This window comes from Pseudomonas sp. P5_152 (genome assembly GCF_033989915.1).
Taxonomy (GTDB): domain Bacteria; phylum Pseudomonadota; class Gammaproteobacteria; order Pseudomonadales; family Pseudomonadaceae; genus Aquipseudomonas.
The window spans coordinates 1,710,086-1,724,667 of the sequence record NZ_JASFAH010000002.1; the positions used below are offsets into that span (position 1 = coordinate 1,710,086).

The following is a 14,582-nucleotide window of genomic DNA, read 5'->3' on the forward strand; positions in this document are numbered from 1 at the left end:
TTCAAGGCATCACTCAAGGAAAAATGTAGTAATAACCACAACATTTTTCCAAAATACAGATTCCGAGTGGTGGTCAGTCGGGGCCATCAGTAGGATAGGCCACCGTTATGGGCCCGATCAAAGTCTCAATTGGCATAGCCAAGCCCCCTCTTTGCAGAGCTGAACCAAGGAATTTCATATGGACCGCGTGCGGAACTTACTGGAACAGATCCAGAATCGCCTTGCCGACCTGAACAAGGCCGAGCGCAAGGTCGCCGAAGTGATCCTGCTCAACCCACAGCAGGCCACTCGCTTCAGCATCGCCGCCCTCGCCCAGGCCGCCTCGGTCAGTGAGCCGACGGTCAACCGTTTCTGCCGTTCATTCGGGGTCAGCGGCTACCCGGAGCTCAAGCTGCAACTGGCGCAGAGCCTGGCCAGCGGCGCGGCCTACGTCAGCCGCGCGGTGGAGGCCGATGACAATCCCGAAGCCTACACCCAGAAAATCTTCGGCAGCGCCATCGCCTCCCTCGACAGCGCCTGCCAGGCACTGGACCCGAACCTGATCAGCCGCGCCGTCGACCTGTTGATCCAGGCCCGGCAGATCCACTTCTTCGGCCTCGGTGCTTCCGCCCCTGTGGCCCTGGACGCCCAGCACAAGTTCTTCCGCTTCAACCTGGCGGTCACCGCCCATGCCGACGTACTGATGCAGCGGATGATTGCCTCAGTGGCCCACACCGGCGAGTTGTTCGTGATCATTTCCTACACCGGACGCACCCGTGAACTGGTGGAAGTGGCGCGCATCGCTCGGGAAAATGGCGCTTCGGTCCTCGGCCTGACCGCCGAGGGCTCGCCACTGGCCAAGGCCAGCACCTTGAGCCTGAACATCCCGTTGCCGGAAGACACCGACATCTACATGCCGATGACCTCGCGGATCATTCAACTGACCGTGCTCGACGTCCTCGCCACCGGCATGACCCTGCGCCGCGGCGTCGACTTCCAGCCACATTTGCGCAAGATCAAAGAAAGCTTGAACGCCAGCCGCTATCCGGTAGGTGACGAGTTCAACTGATCCAACAGCTTCATTGCCCGCTCAGACCTCATCGCGGGCAAGCCCGCTCCCACAGGTTCAATGGCAGCCGCAGGTTTTGTGCTCGACGTGGACACTGTGGGAGCGGGCTTGCCCGCGAAGGGGCCAGTCCAGACACCGCAATATCTTAAACTAAGCCACCGCCCGCGCCTGCAGGCTCAAATGCGCCCGCTCCCCCGGCGCCAGGCACAAGCTGTCGGTGCCACCACTGGCGGCTTCGACACAGACAAATTCGGAAATCTCGTTCCAGCTCACCCCCAGCAACGGCCGTGAGCCGGGATGCCAGACCACCGTATCAGCGCTGGCACCGGTGTCGATGCACAACTGGCGCTGCCAGGCGTGGTCCTTGAGCTGCAGTTCTCCCTCGTGCTGGAACACCCGCTGACAGCCGCCCTCGACCCGCAACTCGCCCTGCTGCTGGCAATTTTCCCGCTTGAGCTGGTCATAACCCTGGGCGCCATCGAGCCCAGACAGCGCTACCTCACCGACGTCACCAATACGCCAGTAAGCGTGCAAAGCATGGCTCAACTGGCACGGCAGGCTGTCCTGGTGCTCAGTGCTCAGGCGCAATTCCATGCGCTCGCCCAGGTGCGCGTGCAGGTCCACTTGCCAGTCACACAGCTGCAACTGCCAGTGCAGGCGTACGCCGTCGGCATCGCTGCTGCTGTCGATCAGCTTCCAGTCGATCAGCCGCGCCCAACCATGGGACGGCCAGGCGTTTTCGCTTGGGTGGCGGCCATACCACGGCCAGCACACCGGCACGCCGCCACGGATGGCGCCGACCTGTGGCCACTTCGCCGCACACCACAACCAGGGCTTGTGCCCCGAGGGCTGGAAATGCAGCAACTGCGCGCCCTGGCGACTGAACACCGCCTGGCACAGCGGATGATCGATCACCAACACATCGCGCTTCTGATAGCGCTCCCACGCAAACACCGGACGTTCGCGCAAGGATTTGAAGAAACGTTGTAGCGGATGCTCTTGCATGTGCCACGGTCCTGAAAATCAGCGGTAACCAGAGGGCGCGCGACCCCAAAAAAAAGCGGACAGCCTGGGCTGTCCGCAAAAATGCGCACATGGAGAAGAGCTTATCGCAACCGCGTTAGAACACCGACTGAATTTTCAGGCCGGCCACCAGCGCGTTGTCGACTTCATCGACACCGCCCGGGTGGGTGACGTATTGCAGGTTAGGACGCACCGTCAGCCAGTTGGTGACGTGGAAACCGTAGTTGATCTCGTAGTTGTACTCGGTGGTCCGCAATGGCGAGAACAGCGGATCGGCATAGTCGCTGACGCCATTGGCCGCGTTGACCAGCTCGGCGTTTTTCTTCACGTCTTCGTTGACGTGGATACGGGCGAAGCCGATGCCGACGTCATCTTTTGGCCGTGCATCGAACGGGCCCTTGTACACGAACATCAGCGACTGATAGTTGTCGACGACGTTGGTGTCCTTGTCGTGGAAGGTCGCGTTGGCCGCGATGTTCAAGCCGCGGGAAGCGTCGCCGTTGTGGCTGGTCAGTTGCTGCTGGGCGACGAACCAGTAACCGTGCTTGCTGCTGTGCTCGCGGTAGCTGTCACCGCTGGTTGCGGCATCCTGGCCGTTGTCGTCCTCGCGCACGTCATTGGCTGCAGCCGTGCTCTTGTAGTAGCCCACACGGTATTCACCCGGCAGGTTGTTGACCTTCGGCGACCAGACCAATTCGACCGGCAACACGGTGCCCTGGGTGCCGCTGCCGCTGAGCTTGAAGCCGTTGCCGTGCTCCAGTTGCGACGGGTTCTGGTTGTAGGCACCGATCTGCGCGAAGAACTCTGGCGTGATGTTGTACTTCACGCGGATCGCCGCCTGGCTGACCGGCCAGTTGTACCAGATGTTGGTGGCCCAGTTACCCACCTGGGAACCACAGAACGCCAGGTTCTGGAACTCGCACGGGAAGGTATTGAAGTCCTCGCCCTCGCCGAAGTAACCGGCCTTGACGTCGAGCTTGTTGTCGAGGAACTGATGCTGGATCCACAACTGGGTCAGACGCACCATATGGCCGCGACCGTAGACTTCCTGGGAGGAACTCAAGGTGCCCGCGCGCGGGTCGCCGATACGGTCGTTGGAGATGTTTTCGCCATTGCGGTTGGTCAGCTGGATCTTGGCCTGGGTGTTGTCCCAGCCCCAGAGTTTCTGCAGGTCCAGCGCCACGCCGAGGCCAAACTGGTCGGCATAGCGCGCGGTCTTGTCGTCGTTGTAGCCACCGTTGAGGTTGCCACCGACTTCACCCACGTAGTCGGCCTTGATGTCGATGCCTTGCTCGATCAGCCGGGTACGCTCGCCGCCCCAATCGCCGGTCATCCACTTGGAGTCAGCGCTGAACGCGTCAGCGGCATGCGCGTTGGCTGCCAGGCACATTGCTGCGACCGCCGACAGCTGGCAGATGAGTTGAGCGTTGTTCTTGATCTTCATCCCTACTTCCTCGTTTTATTGTTATTAACTGGCATCCCCTGTGGGAGCGAGCGCCCGCTTGCGGCTTGAATTCACTTGTACGTCGCGATGGTCTCAACTGCACCGCGTTTGTTCAGGCGGTGCACGCCATGGTTCACGACAGTCTTGTGTTTCAGCGGCCTTTGAATTGGGTCACGTTGGCGCTGTGTGCCTCAATCCTTGGCAAACCCGCCGTCCCCAGGCGCTCACCGGTCTTGGCATCGAACAGCAGCACCTTGGCCGGATCGAATTGCAGGGTCAGGGTCTCGCCCACGGCGGGAGCCACATCCGGCGCCAGGCGGCAGCAGACCTTGGTTTGATTCAGGTTGACGAACACCAGCGTGTCCGGCCCGGTCGGCTCGGTGACCTGGACCTCGGCCCGGATCGTCGGCAAGCCGTTGGTTTCGCCAGACGCCAGCACAATCTGCTCAGGACGCATGCCGAGGATCACTTCGCGATCCTCGAGGCCAGCGTCCTGCATGCTCAATGGCAGCTCGACGCGCGCCTGGCCACTGTCGAGCAGGGCCAGCAGGCGGCCGTCCTTGCGCTGCAGGCGCAGGGGGATGAAGTTCATCGGCGGCGAACCAATGAAGCTCGCGACGAACAGGTTGGCCGGGTCGTTGTAGATCTGCTTCGGCGTGCCGAACTGCTGGATGATCCCGTCCTTCATCACCGCCACCTTGTCCCCCAGGGTCATGGCTTCGATCTGGTCGTGGGTGACGTAGACCGTGGTGGTTTTCAGGCGCTGGTGCATCAGCTTCATTTCGGTACGCATCTCGACCCGCAGCTTGGCGTCGAGGTTGGACAGCGGTTCGTCGAACAGATAGATCTTCGGCCGCCGCGCCAACGCCCGGCCCATCGCCACGCGCTGTTGCTGGCCGCCGGAAAGCTGGCCCGGCTTGCGCCCGAGCAGGTGTTCGATCTGCAGCAGCTTGGACACCCGCGCCACTTCTTCATCGATTTCGGCGGTCGGCATTTTGCGAATCTTCAGGCCGAAGGCGATGTTGTCGCGCACGCTCATGGTCGGGTACAGCGCGTAGGACTGGAACACCATGGCGATGTCTCGGTCCTTGGGGCTCATGCCGCTGATGTCGGCGTCGTCCACCAGGATCGCCCCGCCGCTGATGTTCTCAAGGCCGGCAATACAGTTCATCAGGGTCGACTTGCCGCACCCGGACGGGCCGACCAGGATCAGGAACTCACCGTCGTCGATCTTCAGCTCGATGTTTTTCAAGGTGTCCGGCAAGCCGGCGCCATAGGTCTTGTTGACGTTGCGTAATTCGAGAGTTGCCATGTTCTACCCCTTGACCGCGCCGGACGTCAGCCCACGCAGGAAATACTTGCCAGCGAATATGTAGACCAGCAGTGTCGGCAACCCGGCGATCATCGCCGCCGCCATATCAACGTTGTATTCCTTGGCCCCGGTGCTGGTGTTGACCAGGTTGTTCAAGGCCACGGTGATCGGTTGCGCGTCGCCACTGGCGAAGACCACGCCAAACAGGAAGTCATTCCAGATCTGGGTGAACTGCCAGATCAGGCAGACCATCACGATCGGGATCGACATCGGCAGCAGGATCTTCCAGAAAATCGTGAAGAAGCCCGCGCCGTCCAGGCGTGCCGCCTTGACCAGGGCATCGGGAATGCTCACGTAGTAGTTACGGAAGAACAGCGTGGTGAACGCCAGCCCGTAGACGATGTGCACCAGCACCAGCCCGGTGGTGGTGTTGGCCAGGCCGAGCTTGCCGATGGTGAACGAGGCTGGCAGCAGCACGGTCTGGAACGGCAGGAAGCAGCCGAACAGCAGCAGGCCGAAGAACAGCTGCGAGCCACGGAAGCGCCACATCGACAGCACGTAGCCGTTCATCGCGCCAATAAAGGTCGAGATCAGTACCGCCGGCACGGTGATTTTCACCGAGTTCCAGAAGTACCCTCCTACGCTGTCCCAGGCCTTGAGCCAGCCGATGCCGTCGATCACTTGCGGCCAGCTCAGCAGGTTGCCGGTACGGATGTCTTCCGGCGACTTGAAGCTGGTCAACAACATCACCACCAACGGAATCAGGTACACCGCTGCGGCCAGCAGCAGGGTCGCGTAGATGGCGATCCGGCTGACGCTCAGGCGCGGGGTGGCAAGCGAGTTATTCATGGCGTTTGCCCCGCAGTTCGGAGTACAGGTACGGCACCAGGATCGCCAGGATCGCGCCGAGCATCATCATTGCGCTGGCGGAACCGATGCCCATCTGGCCACGGCTGAAAGTGAAGGAGTACATGAACATCGCCGGCAGGTCGGAGGAGTACCCCGGGCCGCCCGCGGTCATGGCCGCGACCAGGTCGAAGCTCTTGATCGCGATGTGCGCGAGGATCATGAAGGCGCTGAAAAACACCGGGCGCAGGCTCGGCAGGACGATCTTCAGGTAGATGGTCGGCAGGCTTGCACCATCGACTTGGGCGGCGCGGATGATCGACTGGTCGACCCCGCGCAGACCGGCGAGGAACATCGCCATGACAAAACCCGAGGCTTGCCACACGGCGGCGATCACCAGGCAGTACACCACGCGGTCCTGATCCACCAGCCAGTCCAGGCGAAAGCCTTCCCAGCCCCAGTCACGCAGCATCTTGTCCAGGCCCAGGCCCGGGTTTAGCAGCCACTTCCAGGCGGTACCGGTGACGATCATCGACAGCGCCATCGGGTACAGGTAGATGGTGCGGATGAAGCCTTCCTTGCGAATGCGCTGGTCCAGCAGCACCGCGAGGAACACCCCCAGCACCAGGCTGATGCCGATGAACAGGCCGCCGAACAGCGCGAGGTTCTTGCTCGCCACCCACCAGCGGTCGTTGTCCAGCAGGCGGGTGTATTGCTGCAGGCCGACCCACTTGTAGCTCGGCATGAAGCTGGAATTGGTGAAGGACAGAACGAATGTCCAGATGATGTAACCGTAGAAGCCGACCAGAACGATCAGCATGCTGGGCGCCAAAACCAGTTTGGGCAGCCAGCGCTGCAGTGCATCGAACGGTGAGGCTTTGCTGAAAACCGCCACAGAGCTCATCGGGATTATCCAAGTGAAAGGAGTAAGAGTCGGAGTCGAGGAGAACCCTTGTGGGAGCGGGCTTGCCCGCGATAGCGATGCAACAGTCGACACTGCTGTTGAATGTCAGTCAGCTATCGCGGGCAAGCCCGCTCCCACAGGGTTACTCAGGGTCCAGGATTACTGCGCGGCTTTGACCGCCGAGGCCAACTGGGCGCTGGCCTTGGCCGGGTCGGCGTCCTTGTCGTTCATGAAGTTGGTGACGACGTCGAAGATCGCCCCCTGCACCGCCAGCGAAGTGGCCATGTTGTGGGCCATGCTCGGTTGCAGGCCGCCGGACTTGTCGTCCGCCAGGAAGTCCTTGGCCGAGGCCTGGGCGCAGGAGTCGAAGCCCAGCGCGCTCATGTCGTTGAGCATGTCGGTGCGCACCGGGATCGAGCCCTTGTTGATGCTGAAGACCTTCTGGAAGTCCTTGCCCAGCGCGACCTTGGCCAGGTCCTGCTGCGCGGCGATGTCACCCTTGCGATCGGCTTTCAACTTGAACACCGCCAGGGAGTCGATGTTGTAGGTGAAGGCGTTTTCAGTGCCTGGGAACGGCACGCACTGGTAATCCTTGCCGGCGACTTTGTTCGCCGCGGTCCACTCGCTCTTGGCCCAGTCACCCATCATCTGCATGCCGGCCTTGCCGTTGATCACGTCGGCGGCAGCGATGTTCCAGTCACGGCCCGCGCGGTTGGGGTCCATGTAGCCGATGAGTTTTTTCAGCACTGTGAAGGACTTGACCATCTCGGGGCCGGAGAGGGTTTTCTGGTCCAGGTCGACCAGGGCTTTCTTGTAGCCTTCAGCGCCCATGACCGAGAGCACCACGTCTTCGAACACGGTGCTGTCCTGCCAAGGCTGGCCGCCGTGGGCCAGGGCAATGAAGCCGGCCGCCTTGAGCTTGTCGGCAGCGACGTAGAATTCTTCGAGGGTGGTCGGGGCCTTGTCGATCCCGGCTTTCTTGAACACTTCTGGGTTGATCCACAGCCAGTTGACGCGGTGGATGTTCACCGGTACTGCGACGTAGTCACCTTCGTATTTGACGGTGTCAGAGACTTTTTTCGACAGCAGGCCGTCCCAGTTTTCCGCCTTGGCTACCTCGGTCAGCGCGTCGGTGCTGAGCAGGCCGGTGCTGCCCCACTCCTGGATATCCGGGCCCTTGATCTGGGCCACGCCCGGTGGGTTGCCGGCCACGGCGCGGCTCTTGAGTACGGTCATGGCCGTTGCGCCACCGCCGCCTGCCACCGCACCGTCCTTCCAGGTAAAGCCGTCTTTTTCAACCTGGGCCTTGAGTACGTCGACCGCTGCTTTTTCACCACCCGAGGTCCACCAGTGCACAACCTCCACGGAACCTTTGGGGTCGGCGGCCAGGGCGCTGAGGGGGAACATGGAGGCGAGGGAAATGACGGTGGCGAGGCGAGAAATCGCATTCATCTGAAGTACCTTTCTTGTTGTTATGCATGCAAGTCTGGTGCTTGCGCTGCAAACGAGTTTAAACAGGCTGGGATCCGCCGCAGGTAACGAAGCGACGGCGAAATGTCACCGCATGGTTACATAACCCGTGACCCAGAGCCCTGCGCCAACGCCGTAGCCATGCTCGGGGCCAACGGCAGCCGCGGAATCAGCACCGCCTGCCAGGCGTGATAGAGGTCCGGCTTGCCACCCCAGATCTGCGCACTCGGGCGATTGTCGGCGTCCAGTTCATGGTGCCAACTGCCATGGACGAGGTCGATCAGGTACTGCTCGCTGTACTCCCAAAGCCGCCGATACCAGGTTTCGTATTGGCCCTCGCCGGTGCGCTGGAGCAAGGCACTGGCCGCCGCGCTCGCTTCGCAGTGCACCCAATGCAAACGCTGACGCACCACTGGGCGACGGTCCCAGTCGAGGGTGTAGACCATGCCCGGCGCACCATCGACCTGCCAGGCGTGCTGGCAGTTGTTGGCGAACAGCTGCTGCGCATCGCGCAGCAGCCAGCCGGGGGTGAGCATGCCGGCCTGGACCCGCGCCGCCTCCAGGTGCAACAGCAGCCGCGCCCATTCAAACCCGTGGCCCGGGGTGGTGCCAAACGGACGAAAACCATCGGCCGGGTTGGCTTGGTTGTACGCGTGCAGCGGCTGCCACTGACGGTCGAAATGCTCGATCACCAGGTACTGATTGGCGGCGCCGTGGCCGTGGATCAGTCGCTCGGCAATGCGCAAGGCGCGGTTCAGCCAGCGGCTGTCCTGGGTGACGTCGGCCAGGGCGAGAAAGGCCTCGGTGGCGTGCATGTTGCTGTTCGCGCCGCGATAGGCTTCCTCGACGCTCCAGTCGCGATTGAACGACTCGCGCATCGCGCCCTCCTCCTCACACCAGAAATGCCGGTCGATGATCTCGATCGCATCGTCAAGCAACGCCTGGGCACCAGGGCGCCGAGCGACCCGCGCGGAACTCGCGGCCAATGCCACGAACGCATGCAAGTAAGCGGCTTTACCGGTATTGCCGTCGCGGTGCTCGGGCGAGGCGAACCAGCCGCCGTGTTCGGCGTCACGCAGCGGCCCAGTGAGGGCCTGGATACCGTGATCCACCAGCTCGGCAAACCCTGGCAAGCCTTGGATATGGGCCAGGGCGAAGCTGTGGGTCATGCGCGCGGTGTTCATGGTTTCAGCTTGCGCGTCCGGCGGTAGGTGGCCGCGCTGGTCGAGATTGCCGAAACCTGTGGGCAGCCTGGAAGCCTTGGCGAACGCCAACAGGCGCAAGCCCTCGGCGGCCAGCCATTGTTGGTGGGCAGGTGAGTGCATGGTGGACCTTTTTTTGTTGTTCTGACTGCCAGCAGTCTAAACAACAGGTCGTGACGGCCAGGTAACGAAGGCGCCGAGTTATGTCACCAGGCTGTGACATTGGCTTTGGGTGCCATCGCAGGCAAGCCCGCTCCCACAGGAAATCCACCATCCGTCCCTGTGGGAGCGGGCTTGCCCGCGATCAACGATTACGCGGGCCCTGATTAATCCACACTGCGCGGCAACTGCAGCGTCACCCGCAACCCACCCTCGCGCAAATTCTGCAAACTCACTTCGCCGCCATGGCTATGGGCGATGTTGCGCGCAATCCCCAACCCCAGGCCATACCCCTGCTGCTTCCCGGCCAGGCGAAAGTGTGGCTCGAACACTTGCTCCAGGCGCTGCTCCGGCACACCCGGGCCCTCGTCGTCGACATGCAGGATAAACGCGCTGTCATCGTCATCGATGTGCAGGTGGGCGGTCTGTCCGTACTTCAGCGCATTGTCGATCAGGTTGCCGATGCAGCGCTTGAGCGCCAGCGGTTTGCCCGGATACGCCGTGAGCGCCCGCCCCTGCTGGGTCACGCGGCCGTTGCCGTTGGGCGCCAGGTAAGGTTCGACCAGGCATTCGAGCACGTGATTGAGGTCCACCGGCTCGATGTTCTCGTGAATGTCGGTGTCCTTGACGCATTGCAGCGCGCCCTTGACCAGCAGCTCCAGCTCGTCCAGGTCGCGCCCGAACTTGGCCTGCAACTGCTCGTCGTCCAGCAGTTCGACCCGCAGCCGCAAGCGCGTGATCGGCGTGCGCAGGTCATGGGAAATCGCGCTGAACAACTGGCTGCGCTCGGTCAGGTAGCGGCTGATGCGTTCGCGCATCGCATTGAATGCACGGCCCACTTCGACCACTTCGCTGCCGCCGCCCTCGGCCACCGGCAGCACGTCGGCGCCCAGGGACATGTCCCGCGCTGCCCGCGCCAGGCGCTTGAGCGGCCGGCTTTGCCAGTGCACCAGCAGCCCGATGAACAGCAGCAGGAAGCCGCTGGTGAGGACGATGAACCACACCTGCTGCGACGGCAGGCCCTGTTCTTCAAGGCTGGTGTAGGGCTCGGGCAACAGGGAGGCGATGTACAGCCACTCGCCCTTGGCCAGTTTGATCTGGGTCACCAGCACCGGCGGGTTGACCGGCTCCAGCGTCAGCGCGTAGTGCGCCCAGGAGCGCGGCAATTCATCGAGCTTCAAGCCGCCATTGAAGATCCGCAGATCATCCGGGCTGACAAACTGCACGGAAATATCGGTGTCGGCCCCCAGCGACGTGCGCAGCACCTCGTCCACCGCGGCCAGCACCGCCTGCTTGCGCGGGGTGGCGGGCAGCAGTTGCATATCCAGGGGCTTGTCGTTGAGGGTGACCACAAATCGGGTGCCGCCCATGCTGCGTAATTGGTCCAGCACCAGCGGCCGATAGGCCACCGGCAACGAGCGGAAGTAACTGACGCTGGCGTTCATTGAATGGGCCAGGCTGCGGGCGGCGGTCACCAACCCTTCGAGCTGGGTGGCGCGCAACTGCGAGACCCAGATCACGCTCGACAGGGCCTGGGCGAACAATACCGCCAGCAACGTCAGCAGCAGCATCCGCCCCAGCAGCGAGCGCGGCACCGGGACCTTGCGCAGCAGCCGGGCGAAAAACTCAGTGACCATTGCTGGCGACCACGCTGGCCGCCAGTTGATAACCGCTGCCGCGCACGGTACGGATCAGCCGTGGCGGCTTTTCGGTGTCGCGCAGGCGCTGGCGCAAGCGGCTGACTGCCATGTCGACAATTCGGTCCAGGGGCATCAGGTCGCGGCCCCGGGTGGCGTTGCCGATGGTGTCGCGGTCGAGGATGGCCTGGGGGTTATCGAGGAACAATTTCAGCAAGGCAAAATCGGCGCCGGAGAGAATCACCTCCTCGCCGTCGGTGTGAAACAGCCGGTGGCTGACCATGTCCAGCCGCCACTCGTCGAAAGCCAGCACTTCGCCGCCCGAACGCTCCTGGCCGAACTGGGCCCGGCGCAGCAGGGCCTTGATCCGTGCCTGCAATTCACGGGGACTGAAGGGTTTGCCCAGGTAGTCGTCGGCGCCCAGTTCCAGGCCGATGACCCGGTCGGCCTCGTCGGAACTGGCGGTGAGCATGATGATTGGCACATGGGCCTGGCGTGGGTGCTGGCGCACCCAGCGACACAGGCTGAAGCCGTCTTCGTCGGGCAGCATCACGTCGAGGATCACCAGGTCGCAAGGCGCGTCGTTCAGCGCCTGGCGAAACCCCGCGCCATCAGGCGTGGTACGCACTTGAAAGCCGGCACGACTGAGGTACGTGTCCAGCAACTCGCGTATTTCCTGATCGTCATCGACCAACAAAATCGACTTGTTGACTGAGCTCACGGGCGGTTTCCTTATTGTTATGAAGGGGGCGGATTATGCTTGCTCGAGCGCCACACCCGCGCCCACCAGGCCGGAATACGGGGCTGTCACCAGCCACACCGGTATGCCCTTGAAGTAATCGCTCATGCAGCCCTTGTCGGCAAAGCAACGGGCGAAGCCACTTTCCAGGAAAAAATCGGCAAACCGCGGGATCACCCCACCGACAATGTAGACCCCGCCACGGGCACCGGTGGTCAGCACGTTGTTGCCCGCCACCCGACCCAGCCAGCAGCTGAACTGCTCAAGTACTTCGCGGGCAATCGGGTCGCCGGCCAGGCCAGCGGCGGTGATGGCTTGCGGGGTGTCGAGTGTTGGCGCGTGCCCGTCCACCGCGCAGATCGCCCGGTACAGCCGTGGCAAACCACCGCCGCTGAGCACGCTTTCTGCGCTGACATGGCCAATTTCGTTATGCAGGTGCTGCCACAACTGGGTTTCCCGCACGCTGCTCAACGGCAGGTCGACATGCCCGCCCTCACCCGGCAGGGCCGCCCAACGCCCCTGCCCCTGATCGAGCAAGGTGCCGACACCCAGGCCCGTGCCCGGGCCGATCACCACCGCCGGGCGCAGCGGCTCGGGGGTGCCGGCGCAGACCAGGCGAAACTCCCCCGGCTGCAGGCGCGTCATGCCCAGGGCCATGGCCGAGAAATCATTCACCAGCAACAGTTGCTCCAGTTGCAAGGCCTGGCAGAACGCCTTGCGACTCAGGCGCCAGTGGTTGTTGGTGAAACGAAACTCATCGCCACTGACCGGGCCGGCCACCGACAGGCAGACCGCACCGATCGCTCCGGGCGCCAGGCCCAGACCCTGGAGATAGGCACCAATGGCATCTTGCGGACAGGCAAAGTCGGCTGTCGCCAGCACCTGGACCGACTCCAGTTGCTGGTCTTTCCACAAGGCAAAACGTGCATTGGTACCGCCAATGTCACCGACCAGCGCTAGTTTCACTTAAGGGTCTCCAGGGCAGAGGTAAAGGCGCTGGCGCCCTGCTCTGCCGAGCTGAAGGCCATGCGCATGAAACCGAACAGTTCGCGCCCGCAACCAATGCCGTTATCCAGCAGACCAGTGGCCGGGGTACGCGCGTCAAATTCAGCGGCGTCCACCAGCACTTGCAAAGTGCCTTTGACGCCATCGACGCGGATGATATCGCCCTCTTGCACGCGGGCCAAAGCGCCACCGACAAAAGCTTCAGGGCTGACGTGAATGGCCGCCGGGATTTTCCCCGACGCGCCGGACATCCGCCCGTCCGTGACCAGTGCCACTTTGAAGCCGCGATCCTGCAGCACGCCAAGGAACGGGGTCATCTTGTGCAGTTCCGGCATGCCATTGGAACGCGGGCCCTGGAAGCGCATCACGGCAACAAAATCCTTCTCCAACAGGCCAGCCTTGAACGCATCGGCCAGGTCCTGCTGATCCTGGAACACCATGGCCGGAGCCTCGACCACCTGATGTTCCGGGGCTACCGCCGAGACTTTCATCACACCGCGCCCCAGGTTGCCTTCCATCACCCGCAGGCCGCCTTCGGCCGAGAACGCCCGGGCCACCGGCCGCAGGATGTTTTCATCGAGGCTTTCGCTCGGGCCTTCGCGCCATACCAACTGACCGTCCTCGAGGAACGGCTCCTGGGTGTAGCGGCTCAGGCCGTGGCCGGCCACGGTGTTGACGTTTTCATGCAGCAGGCCGGCCGCCAGCAGTTCACGAATCAGGAACGACATGCCGCCAGCCGCCTGGAAGTGGTTGATGTCGGCCTTGCCGTTCGGGTAGACGTGGCTCAGGGTCGGCACCACCTCGGAGAGGTCGGCCATGTCCTGCCAGGTCAGTTGGATGCCTGCCGCCATGGCAATCGCCGGCATGTGCAGGGTGTGGTTGGTCGAGCCGCCGGTGGCGTGCAGGGCCACGATCGAGTTGACCAGCGAGCGTTCGTCGACGATTTCGCCGATCGGCATGAAGTTGCCGCTCTGCTTGGTCAGGCGCGTGATCTGGAACGCCGCCTCGCGGGTCAGGGCATCACGCAACGGGGTGTTCGGGTTGACGAACGAAGCACCCGGCAGGTGCAGGCCCATGACTTCCATCAGCAACTGGTTGGTATTGGCAGTGCCGTAGAAGGTGCACGTGCCAGGGCTGTGGTAGGACTTCATTTCCGACTCCAGCAGCTCTTCGCGGCTGGCCTTGCCTTCGGCGTAACGCTGGCGAACGTCGGCTTTTTCCTTGTTGGAAATCCCCGAGACCATCGGGCCGCCCGGGACGAAGATGGTCGGCAGATGACCAAAACGCAGCGAGCCCATCATCAGGCCCGGGACGATCTTGTCGCAGATGCCCAGCATCATCGCCGCATCGAACATGTTGTGCGACAGCGCCACGGCGGTCGACAGGGCGATCACTTCACGGCTGGCAATCCCCAGCTCCATGCCCGGCTCGCCCTGGGTCACGCCGTCACACATTGCCGGGACACCACCGGCGAACTGGCCAACCGAGCCGATCTCGCGCAGCGCCTGCTTGATCTGTTCCGGGTAGGTCTCGTAGGGCTGGTGCGCCGAGAGCATGTCGTTATATGACGAAACAATTGCCACGTTGGCCGCGTTCATCATCCGCAGGCTTTGCTTGTCTTCGGTGCCACATCCGGCCACACCGTGGGCGAAGTTGGCACATTGCAGCTTGCCGCGCATCGGGCCATCACTGGCGGCGCCGCGAATCAATGCAAGGTAAGCCTCACGGGTAGCGCGGCTACGGGTGATAAGCCGTTCGGTGACCTCAAGTACGCGGGGATGCATGTGTAGAAC

General features: G+C 62.7%; 12 protein-coding genes. 1 reads left to right on the plus strand and 11 read right to left on the minus strand.

Going from position 1 to position 14,582, the window contains the following annotated elements; all coding sequences use genetic code 11:
* The first annotated feature begins 187 nt into the window (after window positions 1–187).
* Window positions 188–1,048 (plus strand): MurR/RpiR family transcriptional regulator, encoded by an 861-nt coding sequence (locus QMK50_RS07665; RefSeq protein WP_174244630.1) that lies wholly within the window; start codon window positions 188–190, stop codon window positions 1,046–1,048.
* 150 nt (window positions 1,049–1,198) lie between these two features.
* On the opposite strand, the gene QMK50_RS07670 is transcribed toward QMK50_RS07665, so the two are convergent.
* The 11 genes from QMK50_RS07670 to edd form a co-directional block, all read right to left on the minus strand.
* A complete protein-coding gene (locus tag QMK50_RS07670) occupies window positions 1,199–2,053 on the minus strand; it encodes a D-hexose-6-phosphate mutarotase (protein ID WP_320332884.1) in 855 nt (284 codons plus the stop codon).
* 115 nt (window positions 2,054–2,168) lie between these two features.
* Window positions 2,169–3,515 (minus strand): carbohydrate porin, encoded by a 1,347-nt coding sequence (locus QMK50_RS07675; RefSeq protein WP_095169819.1) that lies wholly within the window; start codon window positions 3,513–3,515, stop codon window positions 2,169–2,171.
* Between the two features lie 151 nt (window positions 3,516–3,666).
* The gene (locus QMK50_RS07680; RefSeq protein ID WP_159997595.1) at window positions 3,667–4,827 is read right to left on the minus strand and encodes an ABC transporter ATP-binding protein; all 1,161 of its coding nucleotides are present in this window, start codon (window positions 4,825–4,827) and stop codon (window positions 3,667–3,669) included.
* A gap of 3 nt (window positions 4,828–4,830) precedes the next feature.
* A complete protein-coding gene (locus tag QMK50_RS07685; RefSeq protein ID WP_095169821.1) occupies window positions 4,831–5,676 on the minus strand; it encodes a carbohydrate ABC transporter permease in 846 nt (281 codons plus the stop codon).
* The gene (locus tag QMK50_RS07690; protein ID WP_095169822.1) at window positions 5,669–6,577 is read right to left on the minus strand and encodes a carbohydrate ABC transporter permease; all 909 of its coding nucleotides are present in this window, start codon (window positions 6,575–6,577) and stop codon (window positions 5,669–5,671) included. The genes QMK50_RS07685 and QMK50_RS07690 overlap by 8 nt, the downstream gene beginning before the upstream one ends.
* A gap of 159 nt (window positions 6,578–6,736) precedes the next feature.
* A complete protein-coding gene (locus tag QMK50_RS07695; RefSeq protein WP_159997597.1) occupies window positions 6,737–8,029 on the minus strand; it encodes an ABC transporter substrate-binding protein in 1,293 nt (430 codons plus the stop codon).
* Window positions 8,030–8,145: 116 nt separating this feature from the next.
* Window positions 8,146–9,372, minus strand: a complete 1,227-nt coding sequence (locus QMK50_RS07700) for an AGE family epimerase/isomerase (protein WP_320332885.1) — start codon at window positions 9,370–9,372, stop codon at window positions 8,146–8,148.
* 203 nt (window positions 9,373–9,575) lie between these two features.
* Window positions 9,576–11,045 (minus strand): ATP-binding protein, encoded by a 1,470-nt coding sequence (locus tag QMK50_RS07705; protein WP_095169825.1) that lies wholly within the window; start codon window positions 11,043–11,045, stop codon window positions 9,576–9,578.
* A complete protein-coding gene (locus QMK50_RS07710; RefSeq protein ID WP_095169826.1) occupies window positions 11,035–11,766 on the minus strand; it encodes a response regulator in 732 nt (243 codons plus the stop codon). Before QMK50_RS07710 ends, QMK50_RS07705 begins: the two co-directional genes overlap by 11 nt.
* A gap of 33 nt (window positions 11,767–11,799) precedes the next feature.
* Entirely contained in the window at window positions 11,800–12,750 is a 951-nt protein-coding gene (locus QMK50_RS07715; RefSeq protein ID WP_095169827.1) for a glucokinase, read from the minus strand.
* A complete protein-coding gene (gene edd, locus QMK50_RS07720) occupies window positions 12,747–14,573 on the minus strand; it encodes a phosphogluconate dehydratase (RefSeq protein ID WP_095169828.1) in 1,827 nt (608 codons plus the stop codon). The genes QMK50_RS07715 and edd overlap by 4 nt, the downstream gene beginning before the upstream one ends.
* Window positions 14,574–14,582 lie beyond the last annotated feature (9 nt).